Origin of the sequence: Segatella copri (genome assembly GCF_019249765.2) — a bacterium.
GTDB classification, from domain to species: Bacteria; Bacteroidota; Bacteroidia; order Bacteroidales; family Bacteroidaceae; genus Prevotella; species Prevotella copri_K.
On sequence record NZ_CP152484.1, the window covers coordinates 1,203,235 to 1,223,768 of the forward strand.

Annotated in this window: 10 protein-coding genes; all 10 read left to right on the forward strand. The window is 41.7% G+C overall.

All coding sequences use genetic code 11. The features are described 5' to 3' along the window. Positions 1-4: 4 nt before the first annotated feature. Positions 5-3,955, forward strand: a complete 3,951-nt coding sequence (locus tag KUA46_RS05320; protein WP_218486584.1) for an Eco57I restriction-modification methylase domain-containing protein — start codon at positions 5-7, stop codon at positions 3,953-3,955. A 51-nt stretch (positions 3,956-4,006) separates the two neighbouring features. Then, positions 4,007-4,444: a DUF6078 family protein gene (locus KUA46_RS05325; RefSeq protein ID WP_218486585.1), complete on the forward strand. Its 438-nt coding sequence runs from the start codon at positions 4,007-4,009 to the stop codon at positions 4,442-4,444. A 176-nt stretch (positions 4,445-4,620) separates the two neighbouring features. Further along, positions 4,621-6,414, forward strand: a complete 1,794-nt coding sequence (locus tag KUA46_RS05330; protein WP_218486586.1) for an RNA-binding domain-containing protein — start codon at positions 4,621-4,623, stop codon at positions 6,412-6,414. 10 nt (positions 6,415-6,424) lie between these two features. Further along, positions 6,425-7,174, forward strand: a complete 750-nt coding sequence (locus KUA46_RS05335; protein ID WP_218486587.1) for an HNH endonuclease — start codon at positions 6,425-6,427, stop codon at positions 7,172-7,174. Then, a complete protein-coding gene (locus KUA46_RS05340; protein WP_218486588.1) occupies positions 7,159-9,747 on the forward strand; it encodes a hypothetical protein in 2,589 nt (862 codons plus the stop codon). The genes KUA46_RS05335 and KUA46_RS05340 overlap by 16 nt, the downstream gene beginning before the upstream one ends. Positions 9,748-9,767: 20 nt before the next feature. Continuing rightward, positions 9,768-16,166 (forward strand): DEAD/DEAH box helicase, encoded by a 6,399-nt coding sequence (locus KUA46_RS05345; protein ID WP_218486589.1) that lies wholly within the window; start codon positions 9,768-9,770, stop codon positions 16,164-16,166. Beyond that, on the forward strand, positions 16,163-18,175 hold the full coding sequence (locus tag KUA46_RS05350; RefSeq protein ID WP_218486590.1) for an McrB family protein: 2,013 nt from the start codon (positions 16,163-16,165) through the stop codon (positions 18,173-18,175). The genes KUA46_RS05345 and KUA46_RS05350 overlap by 4 nt, the downstream gene beginning before the upstream one ends. Beyond that, positions 18,165-19,493, forward strand: a complete 1,329-nt coding sequence (locus KUA46_RS05355) for an McrC family protein (protein WP_218486591.1) — start codon at positions 18,165-18,167, stop codon at positions 19,491-19,493. The genes KUA46_RS05350 and KUA46_RS05355 overlap by 11 nt, the downstream gene beginning before the upstream one ends. A 146-nt stretch (positions 19,494-19,639) precedes the next feature. Further along, the gene (locus KUA46_RS05360; RefSeq protein ID WP_218486592.1) at positions 19,640-19,885 is read left to right on the forward strand and encodes a hypothetical protein; all 246 of its coding nucleotides are present in this window, start codon (positions 19,640-19,642) and stop codon (positions 19,883-19,885) included. Positions 19,886-19,930: 45 nt separating this feature from the next. Next, entirely contained in the window at positions 19,931-20,506 is a 576-nt protein-coding gene (locus KUA46_RS05365) for a hypothetical protein (protein WP_218486593.1), read from the forward strand. The last annotated feature ends 28 nt before the right edge of the window (positions 20,507-20,534 follow it).

Here is a 20,534-nt window from a genome sequence, read left to right on the forward strand (position 1 = left end):
AATTATGGCAACGTACTCAACCCTTGAAGAAATAAAGACCGGCATGCAGGATGACCTGTTTGCCGACGACTTTATCACTCTTCGTTCTGAGCAAAGGGACGCAATCGATCAAGCGAAGGAGCGTTTCTGTAAAAGAAGTGGAAGACGCGGTGAATACCAGTATGAAGTTCTTCCTGAATATCGCCAGTTCCTCTGGAATGCCAAGATGCGTTTCGGCAAGACCATCTGTGCCATGCAGCTTATGCGCGAACTGGATGTGAAGCGCACCCTTATCATCACCCACCGCCCTGTAGTAGGAGAAAGTTGGCTCCAAGCCTTCAAACAGGTTGTGGGCAGCAAAAGTTCTGAGCCTAAGGTAAAAGGCAACAGCGACATCCACAAAACCTATGGTTTCGGTATGCGTTCGGATGATGAGAGTGAGACTGTAGGTAACTACTATGATTTAGAAAGCTTTGTCGAGACTCCAGGCAATCATTATGCCTTCTTCGTTTCCATGCAATATATTCGTCTCTCGGAACTTGTTAATAGTAAGACTCAGGCAAAAAATGCAGGTGTTGGCAACACAACTTCCGCATCGAACGAGAAGCTGAAAGCTGACATTCTGAAAACCGACTGGGATTTAATTATTATTGACGAGGCTCACGAGGGAACTCTTACCTCATTGGGCAAAGGTGTCATCCAGGACTTTCTGAAGAAAGAGAAAACCAAGATGCTCTATCTCTCTGGAACTCCTTTCAATCTCTATGAGGATTTCAAAGAGGATGAAATCTACACCTGGGACTATATTGCCGAGCAAACAGCCAAGCATAACTGGGACCTGGAACATCCCAACGGGAAGAATCCGTACGCTGAACTGCCGAAGATGAATATCTTCACCTACGATATTACCAAGAATATTGATAATATCCTTGACCAGACAGGTGTATTCTCGTTCCCTGAGTTCTTCCGTACCTGGACAGGTAATCCTAAAGCCGACAATGCATCTATGCCAGAGGGTGCTAAAGGTCGTTTTGTACATGAGCCAGAAGTATCTGAGTTTTTGGATTTACTCTGCAAAAAGGATGCTGAGAATAATTTTCCATTCTCTACCAATGAATATCGCCAGATGTTCCGTCATACACTTTGGGTAGTTTCTCATGTCAACGAAGCGGCTGCTTTGGAGCAACTGCTGAAAGAGCACAAGATTTTCCGTCATTTCACTATAGTGAATGTAGCAGGTAGAAGCGAAACAGACGAACAAAACGAGAATGCACTTGATAAGGTGCTTAAAGCGATTGGCGACAATCCAGAGAAGACTTCTACCATCACCATATCCTGTGGCCGTCTGACTACAGGCGTTACTGTAGCGCCTTGGACTGCCGTGTTCTATCTGAAAGGTGGCGACCGTGCTGCCACTTACATGCAGACCATCTTCCGTGTGCAGTCTCCATACAAGACTCATGAAGGTAAGATCAAGAAAGAATGTTATGTATTCGACTTTGCGCCCGACCGCGCCTTGAAGATTGTGGCTGAAACAGCCAAATTCTCTTCTATGGCTACAGCTAAGGAGAAGAAGAAGCAGGAAGGCGATGAAGAGAAGACGCAGGAAATGCGCGACAAGGAGACTGTTCGTGAATTTATCGAGCTTTGTCCTGTTCTTTCAATGGATGGAGGCAAGATGAGTCCTATGGATGTCAATGACATCTACAAGCAGTTGGAGAATGTGTTTATCGACCGACTGGTACGCAAGGGCTTTGACGATCCATGCCTCTATAACCAAGATGAACTGAATAAGGTAAATCCGGAAATCATCAATCATATTGGTGAGCATGGTGGCAAGGCTCCTGACGAGAAGCGAAAAGATGCAAGCAAATCTGTCGATCTCAGTCACATGACACCAGAGGAACGTGCGGAATGGGAGGAAAATAAGAGACAAAAGATTGCTGAAGCCAAGAAGAAAGCAGAAGAAAAGCTGAAGAAAGACGAAGAATTTAAGGCGCAATGGGAAGCCATGTCTGATGAAGAGCGTGAGGATTGGCTGAAGGCAGAAGCTGAGCGCATTGCCCGACGTGAGAAGGCGAAGGAAGAACGTGAGGAGTTCAAGAAGCGTATGACCAATATCCGTGGTATTGCGCTCCGTATTCCGTTGCTGATGTATGGTGGTGCTGATGCTGGCGACCCTAAGGATGAACTGACTGTTGACAACTTCACCCGAAAGATTAAGGATGAGTCATGGACCGAGTTTATGCCGAAGGGAATCTCGAAAGAAGATTTCAACAAGATTCGTAAGTGCTTCAATGCTACCCGTTTCGAGGAAGCGGGTAAGAAATATCGTGCCCTTACCCGAGAAGCAGATTTCATGCATATTGATGAACGCATCCGTCAGATTACGGAGATTTTCTCTTATTTCCGCAATCCAGATAAAGAGACGGTGCTTACTCCTTGGCGTGTGGTAAATATGCACATGAGTGACACGATTGGTGGTTGGTGCTGGTACGACGAAAGTTTTGACGAAAAGACTGGAATGCTCTGCACTCCTCGTTATGTTGACCAGGGCGATGTCACCCGCCAACTCTTTGATAATGTTGACCTTGCAGGAGAGGTTCAGACAAAGATATTGGAGATCAATTCAAAGACTGGTCTCTATCCTCTTTACGTAACCTACTCTCTCTTCCGTCGTCGCTTGGAAGAATATATCAAGGCGGAATGCATCGAAAAGGAGACGGTCAGTGTGCAGGAAGAACAAGTGGTTTGGGATGATATAGTGGAGAACAATATGTATGTTATCTGCAATACTCCTATGGCTAAGGGAATTACTCACCGCACCCTCTTTGGCTTCCGCCAGGTTGACCAGAAAGCGAATATCAAAAACGTACAATTAATCGAACGTGCTTCTAAAGACCAGGAAGGACTCGTAAAAGAGCTGAAGTCTGTTGGTTTCTGGAAGGGCAATTCAAGTAAGCAAGAAATGAAATTTAATGCTGTAGTGGGAAATCCGCCGTATCAGATTATGGATGGTGGTGGAACAGGAAGTAGTGCTACTCCTATTTATAATAAATTTGTAGATTTGGCCAAATTACTTAACCCTAATAATGTGTCTATGATTATACCAGCAAAATGGTATACAGGAGGTAAAGGGCTTGATGAGTTTAGGGCAAATATGCTTAATGATAAACAACTCATAAAGTTATTTGACTACGAGGATTCAAGAGATTGTTTCCCTACTGTAGATATTGCAGGTGGGGTTTGTTATTTCTTATGGAACAAAGGATCTGATAACAAATGTGTAGTAACAAGCATTCTTGGTAGTTTCCGTAATGAAAGTACTAGATATCTTAATGAACATGATACATTTATAAGAAACCAAAAGGTTCTTGATATTATCAATAAGGTTAAGTCTCAAACCTTTACAGGCTTCTTATCCCAAACGGTTTACTCACGTAAACCGTTTGGGATAAGAAGCTTCCAGCGCGGTTTCCCGGCGAAGCCGGGTCGAAATATTTCACTTTTCGGCAGCGATGGAATCACCTACATGGAAGAGAAGGATGTGCCACAAAACAAAGAAATAGTAGACAAGTGGAAAGTAATCAGGTCAAAAGCTTCAGCTGAACATGCAGGACAAACAGATGCAAATGGACGCAAAAGAATCGTTTCAAGACTTGAAGTCTTACCACCTTATACTATATGTACAGAATCATATCTTCTATTAGATATATTCGATAATGAGGAAGAAGCACAGAATCTAAAAAAGTACATTCGTACTTGTTTTACAAGATTTCTACTAGCTTCTATTCTAATTACTCAAAACATCGTTAGGGATAAATTTAAATTCGTACCTATTCAAAATTATAAAAACAACAGCGACATCGACTGGAGCCAAAGCATTCCAGACATCGACCGCCAGCTCTATACTAAGTACAATCTCTCCGACGATGAAATTGCCTTTATCGAGAAGATGATTAAGCCAATGGACTAATTCCCTCTCGAGTGATTCTTCAAGAATAAAGGTATCAAAACAAAGTAGATTATGCCAAAGAAAGAATATACTTCTTTACCGATAAACTATCCTGTATGTGAGCATAGCAGTTGCCCTATGGCAGCTACCTGCTTACATCAGGTAGCCTACTCCATGATGATGGAGCAGAATGCAGAGTATTTGCGTCTGATCAATCCCACCAGATGCAGCAAGGATGAGGCATGTACATACTATCGGGATAAAAAGCCGGTGATATTCGCCAGAGGATTCACCAACTTCCAAAAGCGTATGTACCCACAGCAGTATGACCAGTTCATGACTACCCTCATCCTCCACTTCGGACGCAACCAATATTTCAAGCGTAGGCGTGGTGACATTCTTCTTCCACCAGAAGAGCAAGAGGTGATAAGACTGATGCTTGAAAAGGTAGGAGCTGACTCCAAAATGGACTTCGACAAATACGAGGAGCACATCAATTGGAGTGCCTGATTCATGCCTTCAAAGTACCTTCTCAGTACCACATAAGTGTTACTAAGGTGTCAGTTACTTGATACTCCAGTACCACCTAAGATAAACTCCAGTACCAGTTAAGCGGTACTAAAAGTGGTACTGAATGTAATTTTAAAAGGAAAAAGAGTTAAACCATAACTTAAAATAAAGACAATATGACATCAAACGATATAAACGATATGATGCTCTATGGTGAGCGCATAAACATAGAATATAAGGAAGCCACAAACGAGCTTCCAAAGTCGGTATGGGAAACCTATTCTTCCTTTGCCAACACTATTGGCGGAACAATTGTACTTGGTATCAAGGAACGCCGAAATCGTACAATTGAGCAAGGACGTTTAGAAGTCACAGGAGTTAACGATACCGACAAAATCCTGAAATCATTTTGGGACACTATTAATAGTGATAAGGTAAGTCGTAATATTCTCATGGAGGACAATGTGGAATGTATTGACTATAATGGCAAAAACATTATAGCCATACACGTACCTATGGCAAACTATACCATGCGTCCTATCTACATCAATAAGAACCTGATAGGAGGTTCGTATAAGCGCAACTTTGAAGGAGACTATCATTGCACAGATGAAGAAGTAAAATCAATGTTGCGTGATGCAAATGAAAATGGCAACGATGGTACATTGGTAGAAAATTATGATTTAAACGACATAGACATGCCTACCCTACACGCATACCGTAATCGTTTTGAAGTGAGAAATGTGGATCATGCTTTCAATCAACTTGACGACAAAGAGTTTCTGAGAAATATGGGAGGATATGTTTTTGATAGAAACACGCATCGCGAGGGATTAACCGTAGCCGGACTCATGATGTTCGGCAAAGGACTTCCTGTGCGTGACCGCTTCGACAACATACGTATGGACTATATAGACAAGACCAACTTAGAAGCAGATAGCCGTTGGAGCGACCGATTGACATATGATGGAACATGGGAAAACAACCTTTTTAACTTCTTTATGCGAGTTATTGCCAAACTCACGCAAGATTTGAAACGCCCATTCAAACTCGAAGGTATGGAACGTATCGATGACACCCCTATACACAAAGCCGTTCGTGAAGCTCTGACCAATATGATTATCCACGCTGATCTACTCATCACAGGTGTACTGAAAATAGAGAAGTACGAGAAAGAATTTCTCTTCTCAAATCCAGGCTCGCTTAAACTGCCAATGGAGGACATCATGCATGGTGGTAATTCTAAAGCAAGAAATCCACGAATACAAAATATGCTGCGTATGATTGGCTATGGTGAAAACATTGGTAGTGGCTATCCAACAATATTAAAGACATGGAAGGAACAAAACTGGCGCAAACCGATCTTGATAGATCGAACAGAATTGCGTCAGGTAGATCTCACTCTGCCTATGGTAAGTCTTCTTCCAGCATCAACTTTAGCAGAAATGAAAGCTTATTATGGCGAAGAAACATACAATAGCTTTACTGCCAATGAGCAACAAGTAATGGCATACGTTTGGAATGGTGATAGCGTAAGTAATATGGAACTGCAGCAAATGCTTGGAATGAACTCTCTGGAAATAGGCAAGTTATTACATAATATGGTTGATAAAAACCTGCTTAACCAAGAAAGCAAAAACCGCTGGACCACATATACTATAAACAAAGAAATCACTCCTGAAAACGGATGTGAGGTAAAGAGTGAGGTAAAGAGTGAGGTAAAGAGTGAGGTAAAGAGTGAGGTAAAGAATCAAACTGAAACTCTTACAAACTCTGAAAAAGAAGTATTATCCCTCATTAAACAAAACACCCAAATTACATATGAGCAAATTGGAAAAAGCTTATCATTAGGTGTAACTACTATCTACAAAATAGTAAAATGTTTAAAGAAAAAGGAACTAATCCATCGTGTAGGAAGTAGCGCACATGGTTATTGGGTAGTAAATAATAGTGAGATTTCCGAAAAATAGAATGAGGGCAATGAAACAAGAGATACCAACACCAGCATCCATCCGCAAGGCATACGTGGAAGAATATCTGAAACGCAGGCCTGATGCAGAAGAGTTTGCCCGATTCACAGAATCGGAATTGGCAGACTTCATCCGAAAGCATGAGTCGCCAAACTTTGAAAGCATCTATACGCAGCTCGACCATAACTTCTATGACCGAGTACGCCATGATATGGCTATAGACGGACTGATGAGAACAGAAGACAATGCTGCTGACAACAGGTATTCTTTACATCTAAAAACATGGTCAGGGTTCCTGGAATCAAAAGCATTCCACAATCTCATCAAAACAAAGATTGCCATAGAGGATTTGCCATCTGATGCGGAACCATCAGTACTTTCTACTCCATCATTCCGGGAAGAAACCGAAGGCGAACGGAAGCATATTCTGAAAGAGATGGATGTGATAAGGCGCAATCCTCAGCTCCGGCAGATGTGCCTTGACAAGTATGGCTATCAATGTCAATGCTGCGGAATGGATTTTGAGGGAACCTACGGCAAAGAACTGGGTGCCAACTTCATGGAAGTGCATCATCTAAAGATGATTTCCACATACGAGACCGATGGTGTGCCCAAAGACTTCCTGGAAAATCTGGTACCGCTATGCAGCAACTGCCACAGTATGATTCATCATATCAAGGATTCGGAACATCCGTTAAGGGATTTGCGTGACGCATACCGAGGCATGAAGAAAGAAATTAAAATATGGAAACAAGACTAAGCAAGAAGCTTGCAGACAAAATAGCATCCCTGGACATCACGCATCCATACGTTTGGAAGCTGAGATTGTCGGAGGCAGATTTCAATGAACTTGAAGTCTGCCTAAGCGCTATTATGTCTGATTGTGGAGTAGCAGCGTTGGCAAAACCCGAAAATGCCACATCAACCATTGTCTATATGGCAGAATGGTATAAGCGCAAATACCAAAGTGGCAACAGAAACCCACTGATAGAGAATCTGGATTTGGAAACACTCTGGTCCAACTCAGGCATCAGCAAGAAACGCTATCTATATCAGGATGATAGCGGACAGAAGCGATGGCTCTACTCCATCTATGTGCTTGGTGGTCTTGCCATACAGCATGAACTGAACCGACATGACAAGATGAAGTTCCTGAAGGGACTTTGCCGTATCTATCATGGCGAGAACTATACATTGGAAAATCTGGATGAAGCATCAAGAGCTGCAGCCTTCAGAGAGAGCATCAAGCGACAGCATTCTCTTTATGAATACATGAAGGAGATTCTGAATGGTGAAATGCCCTTCCATGAAGACGATCTGCAGGATGCTGCATCTGACGTGAATCGATTCGTGGCAACTATCAAGGCTGCCAACGATGAGATATTAAAGGTAAAATTCCGTTTTGAATGGCAAGTAATATTCTCGCCAGACTATACCTTTATGACACGCCGACTCAACCTTTGGCTGAAGCCAGAGGAGGTTGGTGGAGGTTTGCACCAGTATCTTCGTTATGATCGTGTGCATCTCTGGGGCGTGCCAAACCCTGAGAAGCAATTACACCTATTTATATATATAAGGTTCAAAAGAGGCGATGAGGTGATAGAACCATCGACCATGGAAAATCCTATCATCACCTATCTGAACCACAGCGTGAACGACTTCGTTGCCTTTGGCGTAGAAAAAGGAGTACAGATTAAAAACATCCCTACATCACGATTTGATAAGATCGAAATCGTGGTGAAGGATGACGATGGTAATGAATATCTGGCTCAAACACAAAATACAACAGAATACATCCAACTCTGGCGACAGGGAGACTATGGGGAAGCATGGTCTTCTACCCAGAACACGCAGAAGGAAACGGCAGTGCTGTTTTCAAACCGCTGCAACTTGAAGGATGAGACCTTTTCCGAAGAAGTATATCGCAAGCGATTCCGTGACCAGAAGTTTGGTACAACCGATACATGGAACTGGATTTACATCTATGATTGCGTCAGCTTCCTGGATGAGCAAGGCAAGGAAATTAACCTGTATAACCGCATAGGCTATGACCAGGTAACCACAAGGCTTTATACCGACACCATTAGATATGTGGGTGGCGGAAAGGTGAAGCATTACTATATAGACGACCCAGACATCAGCGATGAATATGAGGTAGATGAACTGCCACTGATATTTGGATGGGAAGATGTGATCGTTCGCCATTTTGCTACAAAGGATGATATTCTCCATGCTCAGCCAGAGGAGGAAACCGAGGCAGAAATGATAGAATTCAAGCAAGAGAACGGCAGATATGCAGAATGGACAAAGATGGATGAGCCTCCGTATGGTGAGGTGACATTAAGGGTAACAATAAAAGGAAAGCCGTTATTGTTTACCGTAGTTTATCTGCCAAGAATGGAGAAAGCATCGCCTATTAAGCGAGACTTTGAGCGGACTCTCATTCGATACAAGGAAGTGGACGGAACAGAGGCTGAACTTCAAGATGAAATCCCGATTGATGGAAATCCTCTCTCCCCTACACTACCCATAAGGTACGGTGAAGGTGAAAGCTACTATGAAGTAGATGTCTATCGGCCAACCCTATTGAAAGAGGTTATGCTTGACGGCAAGATTATCGAGTATCTGAATGATGAGGAAAAGCTCAATCTTCCTTACATCTTCAAAGACAGGGTTCAGCTGAATGACTTCAGCGAGAAAGGTTATCAGGCATACGAATGCAGGAATCTGCGTAGTATTTATTCGCAGGACTTCATCAATATCTCAGGTAATCCATCGGTAGGTGAAGCTGCCTTAAACGCCTGGAGAAATGACAATCACTATGTAGGAAAGCTACTCGATGCCATGGCTCCTGAAAGCCTGGTAGTTTGTTTCGGCAATGATCAAGAGCACAGTTCATGGAAAGAAGAACAAGCTCTATACTGGAACTATGATGAGCAGACTGAACCTGAGCCTATCAATCCAAATGAAGATGCAGACTCAAAGAATATGGGCGTGATATTTCAAGACATCAGCACGACAGAAAATCTGCAATGCAACCTGGGAATGGATATCGACAATGATCCATGGGCATGGGACGACATCGAGGAATCTGTTACGGAATCCATCCTTAAATCTTTTGAAGTGGCAAATCATTATGGAACATACTTCTTCCTGATGAAGCCATTGAGAGATATGGACAAGGACAAGATTGTGTCGGAAATATATGAGCCTTTACTCGAAAAGAGAAACGGCACATTAACGCCAGAAGACAAACAAGGACTGCTCCGCTTTGCCGAAGAGTCTGGATTTGACTGGCAAGAGTTTAATATACACATAGATAACGAAATATAGACAAGAAATATAACAAGATTATGAACTTCTCTGAACTATATAACAACAATAGAACAGCGGTGGAAAGAGCCCTCGTTGCGATGTGGTGCGGTGAGTCGAACAACGACAGTCAGCGCTCATACATCAAGCAGATGAAGACTCTTATCGGCAATCTATTTGCGCCTGAAAATGCCGTGCCTGTAGTTCAATGCATGAACTCATATATCCCAGTTGCGCCTGAGAAAGCTGAGGAAGCCAAGGCTTTGGTGGGCAAACTGTGGAACTTTAAATATTCTCCATACGAGCATCAGTATAAATGCTGGGATGTATTGCTCAGACAAAGAACGGCAGACGATAAGCCAAAGTCGATAGTCGTGACCACGGGTACTGGTTCTGGTAAGACGGAGTGCTTTATGATGCCATTGATTTATGACCTCTCACAAAACGCACTACCAAATGAGATACAGGCTCTCTTTCTCTATCCTCTCAACGCCTTGATGGAAGATCAGAAGGAACGTCTGGAAGAACTTCTGACGGTTGCCGAATCTTCTACCGGCACTCGCCTGACCTATACTGTATATAATGGTGACCTGCCAGAGATGGAACCAAGAAATACAGACAAGTCGGATGATGCAGAGAAAATGCGCCGTCGTATTGAGCATGTGACAGGAGGCAAATATGAATGGGTAAAGAATGATCTTGACGGTCAAGGACATTACGAGCTGAAGAACTCGAAATATCCCCACATGATCTATACCCGTAAGGATGTTCGCAACAATCCTCCCCATATCGTATTGACCAACCCAACCATGCTGGAATACATCTTGCTGAGAGGAGCCGATGCGAAGTTGATTGTTGCAGGAAAGCATAGTCTTCGCTGGGTTGCTATCGACGAGACTCACTCTTATACTGGAGCAGGCGCAGCAGAACTTGCCATGCTTCTTCGCCGAGTGCTTCTCGCCTTCAAGGTGGATGCACAGAATGTTCGTTTCGCAACATCATCTGCTACCTTCGGAAATGGTGAGGACAAAGAGAAGGAAGAAAGAGAACTGAAGGAGTTTATTGCCGGTATCACTGGCGTAAGAACTGACCAGGTGGAAGCTATTGGAGGTAAGCGTATCGGAGAAACAGAAATTCCAAAGGGTGATGACGAAGATCGTTGGAGAAAGATTTTCAAGGCTGACTATATATCTCTGGATGAACTATATCCTGAAAATGCATCTATCAGTCAGAAACTGCAATGTCTTGACGAGATGTGTCAGCGTGAAGAAGACCGCTGCAAGTCTGAAGGACTGAAGATGCCTGTATGTAAATTGAAGGTACACTACTTCTATCGTGTCCCTAACAACGGACTCTTTGTCCGATTGAATGAGTTTGCTGATGGTTCTTTCAAGATATATACAGAAAACGCCATCGGAAAGAAGATTGGTGAAGATGCTCTGTCATTGACTCCTATCGAGGAAGCTCCACTGCTGGAACTCAGCCGATGCAAGCATTGTGGCGAGTATGTAGCATTGGCTTCTGTCAATACTGAGGATTGGACTTATGAGGCCATCGCAACTGATGATAGCGATATGTTCGACCTCGACATGGCAGAAAGTAATGACAACTCAACGAAGAAGTATGCCATCTTCGGACTCTCTAATGAAAAGAACATGAAGGGAGACGGTAACGTGAAATTCCGTTTGGTTCCTGGAGGAAAACTTCAACCATTGACTCCTGCCGATGAAAAAGAAACGGGCAGTTGGCATGTTGTTGGAAACATTCAGGGATGCTGTCCTTACTGCAATGCCAAACAGACCAAGAACCACAATACAGACCAGGATGTGGAAGGTGATGCAAACGGAAATATGGAAGACAACCGTCTTCAGAAGTTCCGTCTTTCTGCCGACTTCATCTCACGCATGATGGCTCCAAGCATCCTTGATCAGTTGGATAAAGGCGATTCAAAGACGGGCGGCATCGTACTTCATGACGGTCAGCAATATATCAGTTTTGTTGATAGCCGTCAGGCTGCAGCAAAGGCTACCTTGAAACAGAATCTGGAACAGGAACGTATGTGGTTCAACAGTACCATATACCATGAACTGTGTCGCAGGAAGGCAAATGGTCTGACCAAAGAGGCTGCTATGGCACAAATCTTAGCTGCTGTTCAAGCAGATCCTATGTCTATGATGAAATATACGCCAATGATGGCTAATCTCCAGTCGCCTGATCCTAAGGTGGTTCAGAAGCAGCTGGACGAGATGTCGTGCAAGTATATGACCTGGTCAGAGATAGCAGAACTTCTGAAAAATGATCCATACTGTCCGGTATTTGCATCCGTATTCGTGAAGCGTTCGGGTGATAGCGATGAGGTGGAAAACGGACTTCCATCTGATGAAATCATTGACAAGTATATCCAAAGTATTATGGTGATGTATCTGGCACATCGTCCTGCATCTGCAGCATCTCCAGAAACTTTGGGTTTGTTTGAGACATGTTATCCTCAACTGAAGAAAATCAAGTTGCCAAAGGCCGTAGAGGACTTCAATGATTTACTTGACAACCCAGCTAACCAGATTACAGAAGAGGACTGGAGAAACCTGATGCAGGTTTATCTCGACTATACGGTACGAAGCAACCAGTCTTTCTATCTTCGCATTCCAGGAAATGACAAGATAGACATCTTCTCAACGGTACGTTTTGCTACAGAGAAGCCTCGCCGTCGTCCATTTAACAAACCTAAACTGGAAGAAGGTAAGGTTTCAACAGCCCGTATTGTGCGTTATCTCTGTGCGCTGATAGCACGTGATGACAACACATTGACCATGAACGATGCTCAGCGTCAGTATTTTCAAGAGATTTCAGCCGTAATAGATTCTCTTTGGGAAACTCTGACAGGCGATGAGTATAAGATATTGCAGGTGGGTCAGCGTCTGGATGATACAGGACACTTTGTCAATGAAAAAGACAATGCGCCTCGTTTCAATCTCAATGACCTGTGCTTCAAGCTCTATGATGACGTTTATCTTTGCGATACAAAAGCAGACGGTAACCGCCATGCAGTCTGCCTGCGCCCTATCGGAAACAATTTCAAGCGTTTCTCTCCATATCTGGAGGGTACTACTCCTGTGGAATTACGTGAGGACTTGCATGAACATTGGGAGGCTTTCCCATACTATAAGGGTTCAGCAAAGGAAGCAGACAAAAAGACTATAGAATCCTGGGCTAAGACGCATAGAGCCTTACTTTGGAACAATAACATTTGGGGAACAGATGGTGTATTCTCAGACCGTCTGGAGGATATTCATGTCTTCCCAAATCTCTTTGTACAGCAGGAGCATACTGCTCAGGTAGATAAGAGTGTGGCTCGTGGATTGCAGTCGAAGTTCAAGGATCATACCATCAATATTCTTGCCTGCTCTACAACTATGGAGATGGGTGTGGACTTGGGTAACCTGGAGGTAGTATTGCTGTCGAGTGTTCCTCCTCTGCCTGCCAACTATAAGCAGCGTGCAGGTCGAAGCGGACGTAACAATAAAGTTCGCAGTGCCTGTATAACTCTTTGTGGATCAGATGTAATAGGTCTCAGAACTTTGAGTAATCCTATAGACAAGATTATCAGTCGACCAGTAAGAGTACCATCTGTAGATTTGAAGAGTCCTCAGGTGATTCAGCGTCATGTAAACTCATTCCTTGTACGTGCCTTTGGCGTGTTTACCGAAGGTGCCAATGGTGGACGCCTGACACAAAAAGTAGCAGACTATTATACCCCATTTGAAGTGAAGGTAATCAACGGTAAAATAGAGTTTGTGAAGGACAATTCAAGTAATGCCGACCCTAACGACCTGCTTGGCGATCCAAAGGGAACAATGTATGAGAAATTCAACATTCTATGTTCCAAGCAACTTGAACCAGAGGTACGTAAGGACTTGATGAAACTTTTGAGTGGTACGGTTTATGATGATCAAATCAATCAGGTGGTCAAGAATGCTCAGGAAATCAACGAGCGTTGCTATTCTGAACTGCGCAACAAACTGATAGACTACAAGACTGCATTTTCGGGAGGTGGTCCTATCACGGACAAATTCCGCATCAAGCTGAAAATGCAGTATATAGAGGTGTTGTATAAGCGATTGTTGAACTTCTGGGCAACCAGTCGTTTCACTCCGAATGCCAATATGCCGGTCAACGTACTCACGCTCGATTTGAACAGCAATGGCAAGAAAGACTTCTTTACTCCTATGACATCATCCAATCCATCCTACTCATTGCGTGATGCCATCGCCCAGTATGCGCCAGGCAACAGCGTGGCTGTGGATGGTGTAGTATATATCGTTCGTGGTATAGAAATCACCAACATGTATGATGACAACCACAAAACATACAAGACCATCTATCGAAACAGTGACAAGACGGTGATTAATGATTCTACGCTCAGTAATCAGATCAAATGGACTGTGAATGATAATTATGGGCTGGAACTGATTCAGCCAGTTGGTTTCATGCCAGATATGAATGAGGACAAGACCCGAATCATGGACAGTAATGTCTATACACGAGTTAGTGCTCAGCTGATTGATGCTGACGACTGGGCAAACAATGTGACGGAACCTCATCTTTTCTCTGTTCGCCCTAATAGTGATTCAGGCAATGCCAAGATTCTCTATTACAACGAAGGTAAGGGATATGGATATTGCTTCTGTCCTAAATGTGGACGTACAGTATTGGAAGAAGATGTAGCAGACAAGGATGAACCATTGAAGTTCCCGTATGAGTTTAACAATATAAAGCCTGAAAAGAAGGAAGGAAAGCCTGAGAAGCCAAAATTCCATTTCGCAATCACCGGTAAGGAAATGCGCAAGGCTTGCGGTTGCTCACATGATACAACAAAGGTGAAGCGCAATGTGATTATTGGCGATACAATACAAACCGACTATAGCGAGATTCGTATTCGCCATAAGGGAAAGAACAAATGGATGTCTAACCGTGATGAGGAGGAGAACCTGCTCTTTACATTGGGTATAGCCTTCACTCAGACCTTGGTGGACATTCTGGGCAAAGAACGTGGAGCCGTTGACTTCGCCATCATGCCAAACGGTCATCTCTGTATCTTCGACTGTAATCCTGGAGGAGCTGGCTATGCTAACCAAATGGCTAACATTCAGGTAATGAAGGATGTTATCAAGGCTACGAAGAAACTCCTGTTGGAAGCTCGTGAGAAGAAATCCAAGGATATGCTCCTCGACAAGTTTACACTCAGATATGCCAAGTTCGTTGATGTAGATGCAGCTTTGGCTTGGATAGAAGAAGAGGAAGAGGTGGGTGATACTGTTCCACAAAATATCAAGGATGCGTTCCCTGGTACTTCGCCATCACAAACCACATTATACGATTTGGAGAAGGCATTTGCAGCATCCCATCAAGAACTGGTTCTGTTTGCTGACAATGACTATGCCGAATGGGATTATGAGGATAGAGAAAACGGATGGCAACCACAGTTCATGAATCGTTTTGTGATAAAGAGCCAGACTACGACTTTCTGTCTGATGGAATCGGAACAGACTGCAATAGTGGAACCTGTTGTGGCAATGTGCCGTGAGATAAAAGCATGGGCTAAAGGCGGCGATGTCAAGAATATGAAGAATCCATGGGCAAGCAAGGGTCTCTACCCTATTGCTTACATTGACGGCAGCCTTTACTTCATGAGTAATAAGGAACATACACAACTGAATGCCCAATGGGGCAATGACACCATGTTCTTTGTTCGCACGGATAATCCTATTGCTTCTGCGAAGTCTATGGACTTGTCTTATAAACCATCGGCTATGCTGCTGAAACTGGCTGGTGATGAGTTCAAGGAGATTCATACCTATCAGTTGGGTGAAATTCTCCAAACAAAATCGAATGGTCTCATTGATGAGTTCATTTCCTATGCTAAGCAGAACGGTGGCAATTTGAAGATTAGCTATCAGGACGAACATCTGAAGAGCATCATGGGTATGATGATTACCATACAGACCATCTGGCACATAGTGAAACAGATTGGTTCAAACTTCGACATCGAGTTCAAAGTTGAAGCCTACAGAGACGACAAGGGCAATGCAAACAAGATATGCACCAACATGCCATCTTCTGAAGTGCGCGACAAATGGTTGACGAACTTCACAAATGCATGGATAGATGACCTCAAATATGATCAGAACATAGAAGGTCATTTACTCCCTGTCGTTTCCGTTCCTAAGCGTACCCTCACCCATTGGCGTGTTTTGTCAATTACTTGTGGTAACAAGAAGCTCTCTATCTATCCTGATGGAGGTTTCATAAACGAGTGGAACATTGCCCGTCAGCCAAATGGCGAACGATTTGAAGTAGAGACAATAACCTACGATACAAAGATTTATCTCTATCGTAATAAGGATATTAAATTTGATATAGCAATAGAAGATACGAAATGAATTTAAGAGATATAGTTACATTATTCAAGAATCATCAAATCCAATATGGGCTAAATGGTGATTCTGAAAACCAAATGCAAGAATTATATAAATGGGAATTGGTGTCCAAACAAAATGGACACCCTGACCCTAATGCTGTAAATTTTTCTAAAGAGATTAATTCACTGGAATTTAAGAATCTATGTTTTAGTTCACAGATTACCGCAATTAGAAATTTTGCGAAATATGAACCTGAAGAGTATAGAAAACTCTTTAGAGCACTGTTTGATGAAAACATCCTTCTGCAAGAAAGAGTAGAAAATTTTACTGAAAGTTGCAAAACATTATGGGATGATAAGATCAAAGCAAAGTTTACCAATCATACGAGTGCAATGTGTGATGAGCGACTTATCAGTTGTTTCTTGGCATTCCATAATCCTCAGAAATATACTTTTTATAAAAATGACGTATATAAGAATTTATGTAAACTTTTAGAGGTTAAGCCACGAAAGGCAGGTCTAAAGCTTGTTCATTTTTACGAATTACTGGATCAATACGTTATTCCAGAGATTGAGAAAGAGAATGAATTGATTTTGTCCATCAATGACGAAATAAAGAATAATGGATGTATTCAAAGTATGCCACTTACAGCCCAAACGGTATTGTGGTACTATAATAGGACATTATTAAAAAATACAGATACTGACAAGGAAGATAATGAAAATGATCTTGTTGAAACAAAAATAGACAACACTATGATGTATCAAAAATATATTGACTTGCTTAAAGAAAGCAAGAACTTAGTTCTAACTGGTGCTCCTGGTACCGGTAAGACCTTTATGGCTCAGGCCATAGCAAGAGAAATGGGATGTGGTAAGGACGAAATGTGCTTTGTGCAATTTCATCCCTCTTACGACTATACTGATTTTGTAGAAGGGCTGAGACCTATTATGATGTCTGATGGACAGATGGGATTTGAGCGTAAAGATGGTATTTTTAAAGAGTTTTGTAAAAAAGCTATCAAGAATTTGGAGGACAGCAAAAAAACTCTCACTGAGTTATCGGAAGAAAAATCACTGAATGATAAATATAATACAGTTATTGATAAAATTAATAATGGTGATTTGAATGAATTTAAGCTTAAAACAAACGGAAAATCCATGGAGGTGGTTAAGGTTACAGACTTTAATAATATAGAACTGAAAACTCCTGGAACTAGTAGTAATCGTACTTATACCGTTTCTTTTGACAGATTAGCAAAACTTGCAAAAGTATTTACTACAACAGAGGCTTTGAACAATATTTCAAACATTAGCGATGCTGTAAGGAATGCTATCGGAGGTTGTCATGCTTCTGCTTACTGGGCTGTACTTAAAGAAGTGTACAAACAAAAGAACATTTCAACATTAACAGCAAGTAACGTAGTTAAAAAAGATTTTGTTTTCATCATTGATGAAATCAATCGTGGAGAGGCTTCAAAAATATTTGGAGAGTTATTCTACGCCATTGACCCTGGTTATAGAGGCAAGAAAGATATACGAGTAAAGACTCAATATCAGAACCTTGTCCCTGAAACAGATGTATTTACAGAAGGATTTTATATTCCTGAAAACGTATTCATTCTTGGTACAATGAATGATATAGACCGTAGTATCGAGAGCATGGACTTTGCTATGCGTCGCAGATTCACCTGGAAGGAGATAAAGCCAGAAGATACACAATCTATGCTCGACAAACTCGAATGTGCCACTAAGGCAAAGAGCGTTATGGTAAGATTGAATAATGAGATATCCAAGATTGAAGGGCTTGGTCCAGCCTACCAAGTTGGCCCATCATACTTCTTAAAGTTGGGTGATAATGGTGGAAACTTTGAAAAGCTATGGAATATGAATATCGAACCATTGCTTAGAGAATATATCCGTGGTTTCCGCAAATCAGAAGAAATCATGGAAAAGTTGAGAAATGCTTACTTCAATACCAAAGAAAGCAACTCAAATATTAATGATAACGAATTGGTCGATGAGAATTAACTTAACAGACAATAATATTGGACAGGTAAAAGCTGGGATATTTCTTCGTAAAGATATCTCAGCTTTATTCCCTATTGCCGACAAGACAATAGCTCAATTATGTCATGAAAATGAGAATCTGCTAGTATTTCCCTTTAGTATAGAGGATTCAGACGACAAAGTCGGTGAAGCTTCAGTTATGACCATTCTAAATACAAGTGACTCTGAAAAGGTACGTATTACCACAGGAAATGTGATGGGGTTTATCGGTGTTGGAAACCTGCAGATAAAAATCAAATCCCGCTTTGACGAAGGACGCGACGACTATCTCTTACATTACATGCTTCAAAAGGTCTTTTCATTCAATCTCTTTGACCTTAATCACAACAACGAAAAAGAGGATGTATTTGACTTTATCATGTTTATGTTCCCTCACTTGCTAAGGAACGCAATGCGCCAGGGCATATACAGAGAGTATCAGAACTTCAAACATAACGACTCAAAATTAAAAGGTACGATTGACTGGGGACGGCATATTGCCCAAAACATTCCGTTTGCAGGAAATGTGGCATACTCCACTCGTGAATATACCTATGATAATGACATGACAGAGTTAATCCGTCATACAATTGAGTTTATGAAGTCAAAGAGATATGGTCAATCCGTATTAGGTTTAGACCAGGAAACTATAGACAATGTAAAATCTATAATTTCACTAACTCCTTCATATAACAAAAATGAGCGTGGTGCAATTATTGGTAAGAACCTTAGACATAAGAGTCATCCTTACTATACGGAATACCAGCCCCTGCAATGCCTTTGCTTACAGATTCTAAGAATGGAAGAAGTAAAGTACGGAGAAACAGATGAGGAGATTTGCGGTATTCTGTTTGATGGAGCCTGGCTTTGGGAAGAGTATCTGTATACCATTCTACAAAAAGAGGGCTTCAAGCATCCAGAAAACAAGAAACATAAAGGTGGCATCTATTTGTTTGAAGATCATAGTGGAATCCGTTATCCAGATTTCTATAAAGATGATATTGTTCTCGATGCAAAATACAAGAAGCTTGAAAGTTATGAAAAAGTTTCAAAAGTAAATCGCAATGACCTTCATCAGTTAATTACATACATCACTAACTTACAGGCATCGAAAGGAGTTTTTATAGCTCCTTTGACTGAAAGACAGCAGAAAATTCCAAAATCACGATTGAAGGACTCATCTGCATCACTATATATATTAGGTATTGAGATTTGTCATACGTCCACATCTTATGCAGACTTCTGTGAAAAGATGAAAGCAAAAGAAGCATTCTTTGTAGATACATTAAGACAATTATAATTAGTCAAAACAACTTATTAAAGCAGGAAGAAATAGTTCTTTCTGCTTTTTTTCTTTCATTCTTGCACATTCTTTTGATTGTGCAGATAGACTGCACAATCAATTCATACCTTTGCACCAGAAGTTAAACATTAATAGAAAAAGGTATGGGACTATTCGATTTTTTATTTTCAAGCGGCGTTTCAAACAGCCAAAAGAAAGCGCATCGCAACGCTGGTAATAATACCTCAGACCATGAAAATTATGCTCGTGGCTATGAAGATGGTTATGATGACTGTTGCTGCGAACATGATTGTTCTTATGAAGACTATCATGATAGTAGTTATTGCGATCGTGATGAGTATGAAGGCTGCGAGAATGATGAGTGCTATGACGATAATTGCGGTTGGTAGTTACCTTCTGAAAATGGATTATTCACATTATTATATTATAAGGTTATGAAAAAAATAGCAATTCTTTTAGCAGCTACAATGGCTTTAGCCATCAATAGCAATGCGCAAAGTATGCAATCTGGCTATAAAGGCCATGTTGACGCAGGTTATTCTGTTGGTATCGGTGACTATGACTTTGGTCGTTTTGAAGTCAATACAACACATGGCTATCAAGTAAATCCTTATATCTTCCTTGGTGCTGGTACTGGCTTGCATTTTATGTCATCTTATAAAACTGGTGATATGGAAATACCACTTGATGTAAGAGATAGCAAAGTAGATATTCCGGTTTTCGCAAACTTCCGCAGCAATTTCACGAAAGGCAAGATTTCGCCTTTCTTTGACATCAAAGGAGGAACGTTTGTTACCAATAATGGTGGTCTTTACGTGGTGGCATCATTGGGTGTTAGATATGCATTGAATAACAAACAGGGACTTAGCTTGTCTGTAGGATATGCTGCTGAGAAACTTGAATTTGAAACATTTGAACGTTTCAATGGCAGATATGATATGAGTTATACTCGCAAGCCTGCTACATATGATACAGAGTCTGTTAGCGTCAAACTTGGATTTGATTTTTAAAAGAATAATGTATATCAAAACAATATAG

Bases quoted from the DNA above. Each gene is read 5' to 3' on its own strand.
- KUA46_RS05345 (WP_218486589.1), top strand. From the start codon at position 9,768: ATGAACTTCTCTGAACTATATAACAACAATAGAACAGCGGTGGAAAGA.
- KUA46_RS05330 (WP_218486586.1), top strand. From the start codon at position 4,621: ATGACATCAAACGATATAAACGATATGATGCTCTATGGTGAGCGCATA.
- KUA46_RS05350 (WP_218486590.1), top strand. From the start codon at position 16,163: ATGAATTTAAGAGATATAGTTACATTATTCAAGAATCATCAAATCCAA.
- KUA46_RS05335 (WP_218486587.1), top strand. From the start codon at position 6,425: ATGAAACAAGAGATACCAACACCAGCATCCATCCGCAAGGCATACGTG.
- KUA46_RS05355 (WP_218486591.1), top strand. From the start codon at position 18,165: ATGAGAATTAACTTAACAGACAATAATATTGGACAGGTAAAAGCTGGG.
- KUA46_RS05325 (WP_218486585.1), top strand. From the start codon at position 4,007: ATGCCAAAGAAAGAATATACTTCTTTACCGATAAACTATCCTGTATGT.
- KUA46_RS05340 (WP_218486588.1), top strand. From the start codon at position 7,159: ATGGAAACAAGACTAAGCAAGAAGCTTGCAGACAAAATAGCATCCCTG.
- KUA46_RS05320 (WP_218486584.1), top strand. From the start codon at position 5: ATGGCAACGTACTCAACCCTTGAAGAAATAAAGACCGGCATGCAGGAT.
- KUA46_RS05365 (WP_218486593.1), top strand. From the start codon at position 19,931: ATGAAAAAAATAGCAATTCTTTTAGCAGCTACAATGGCTTTAGCCATC.
- KUA46_RS05360 (WP_218486592.1), top strand. From the start codon at position 19,640: ATGGGACTATTCGATTTTTTATTTTCAAGCGGCGTTTCAAACAGCCAA.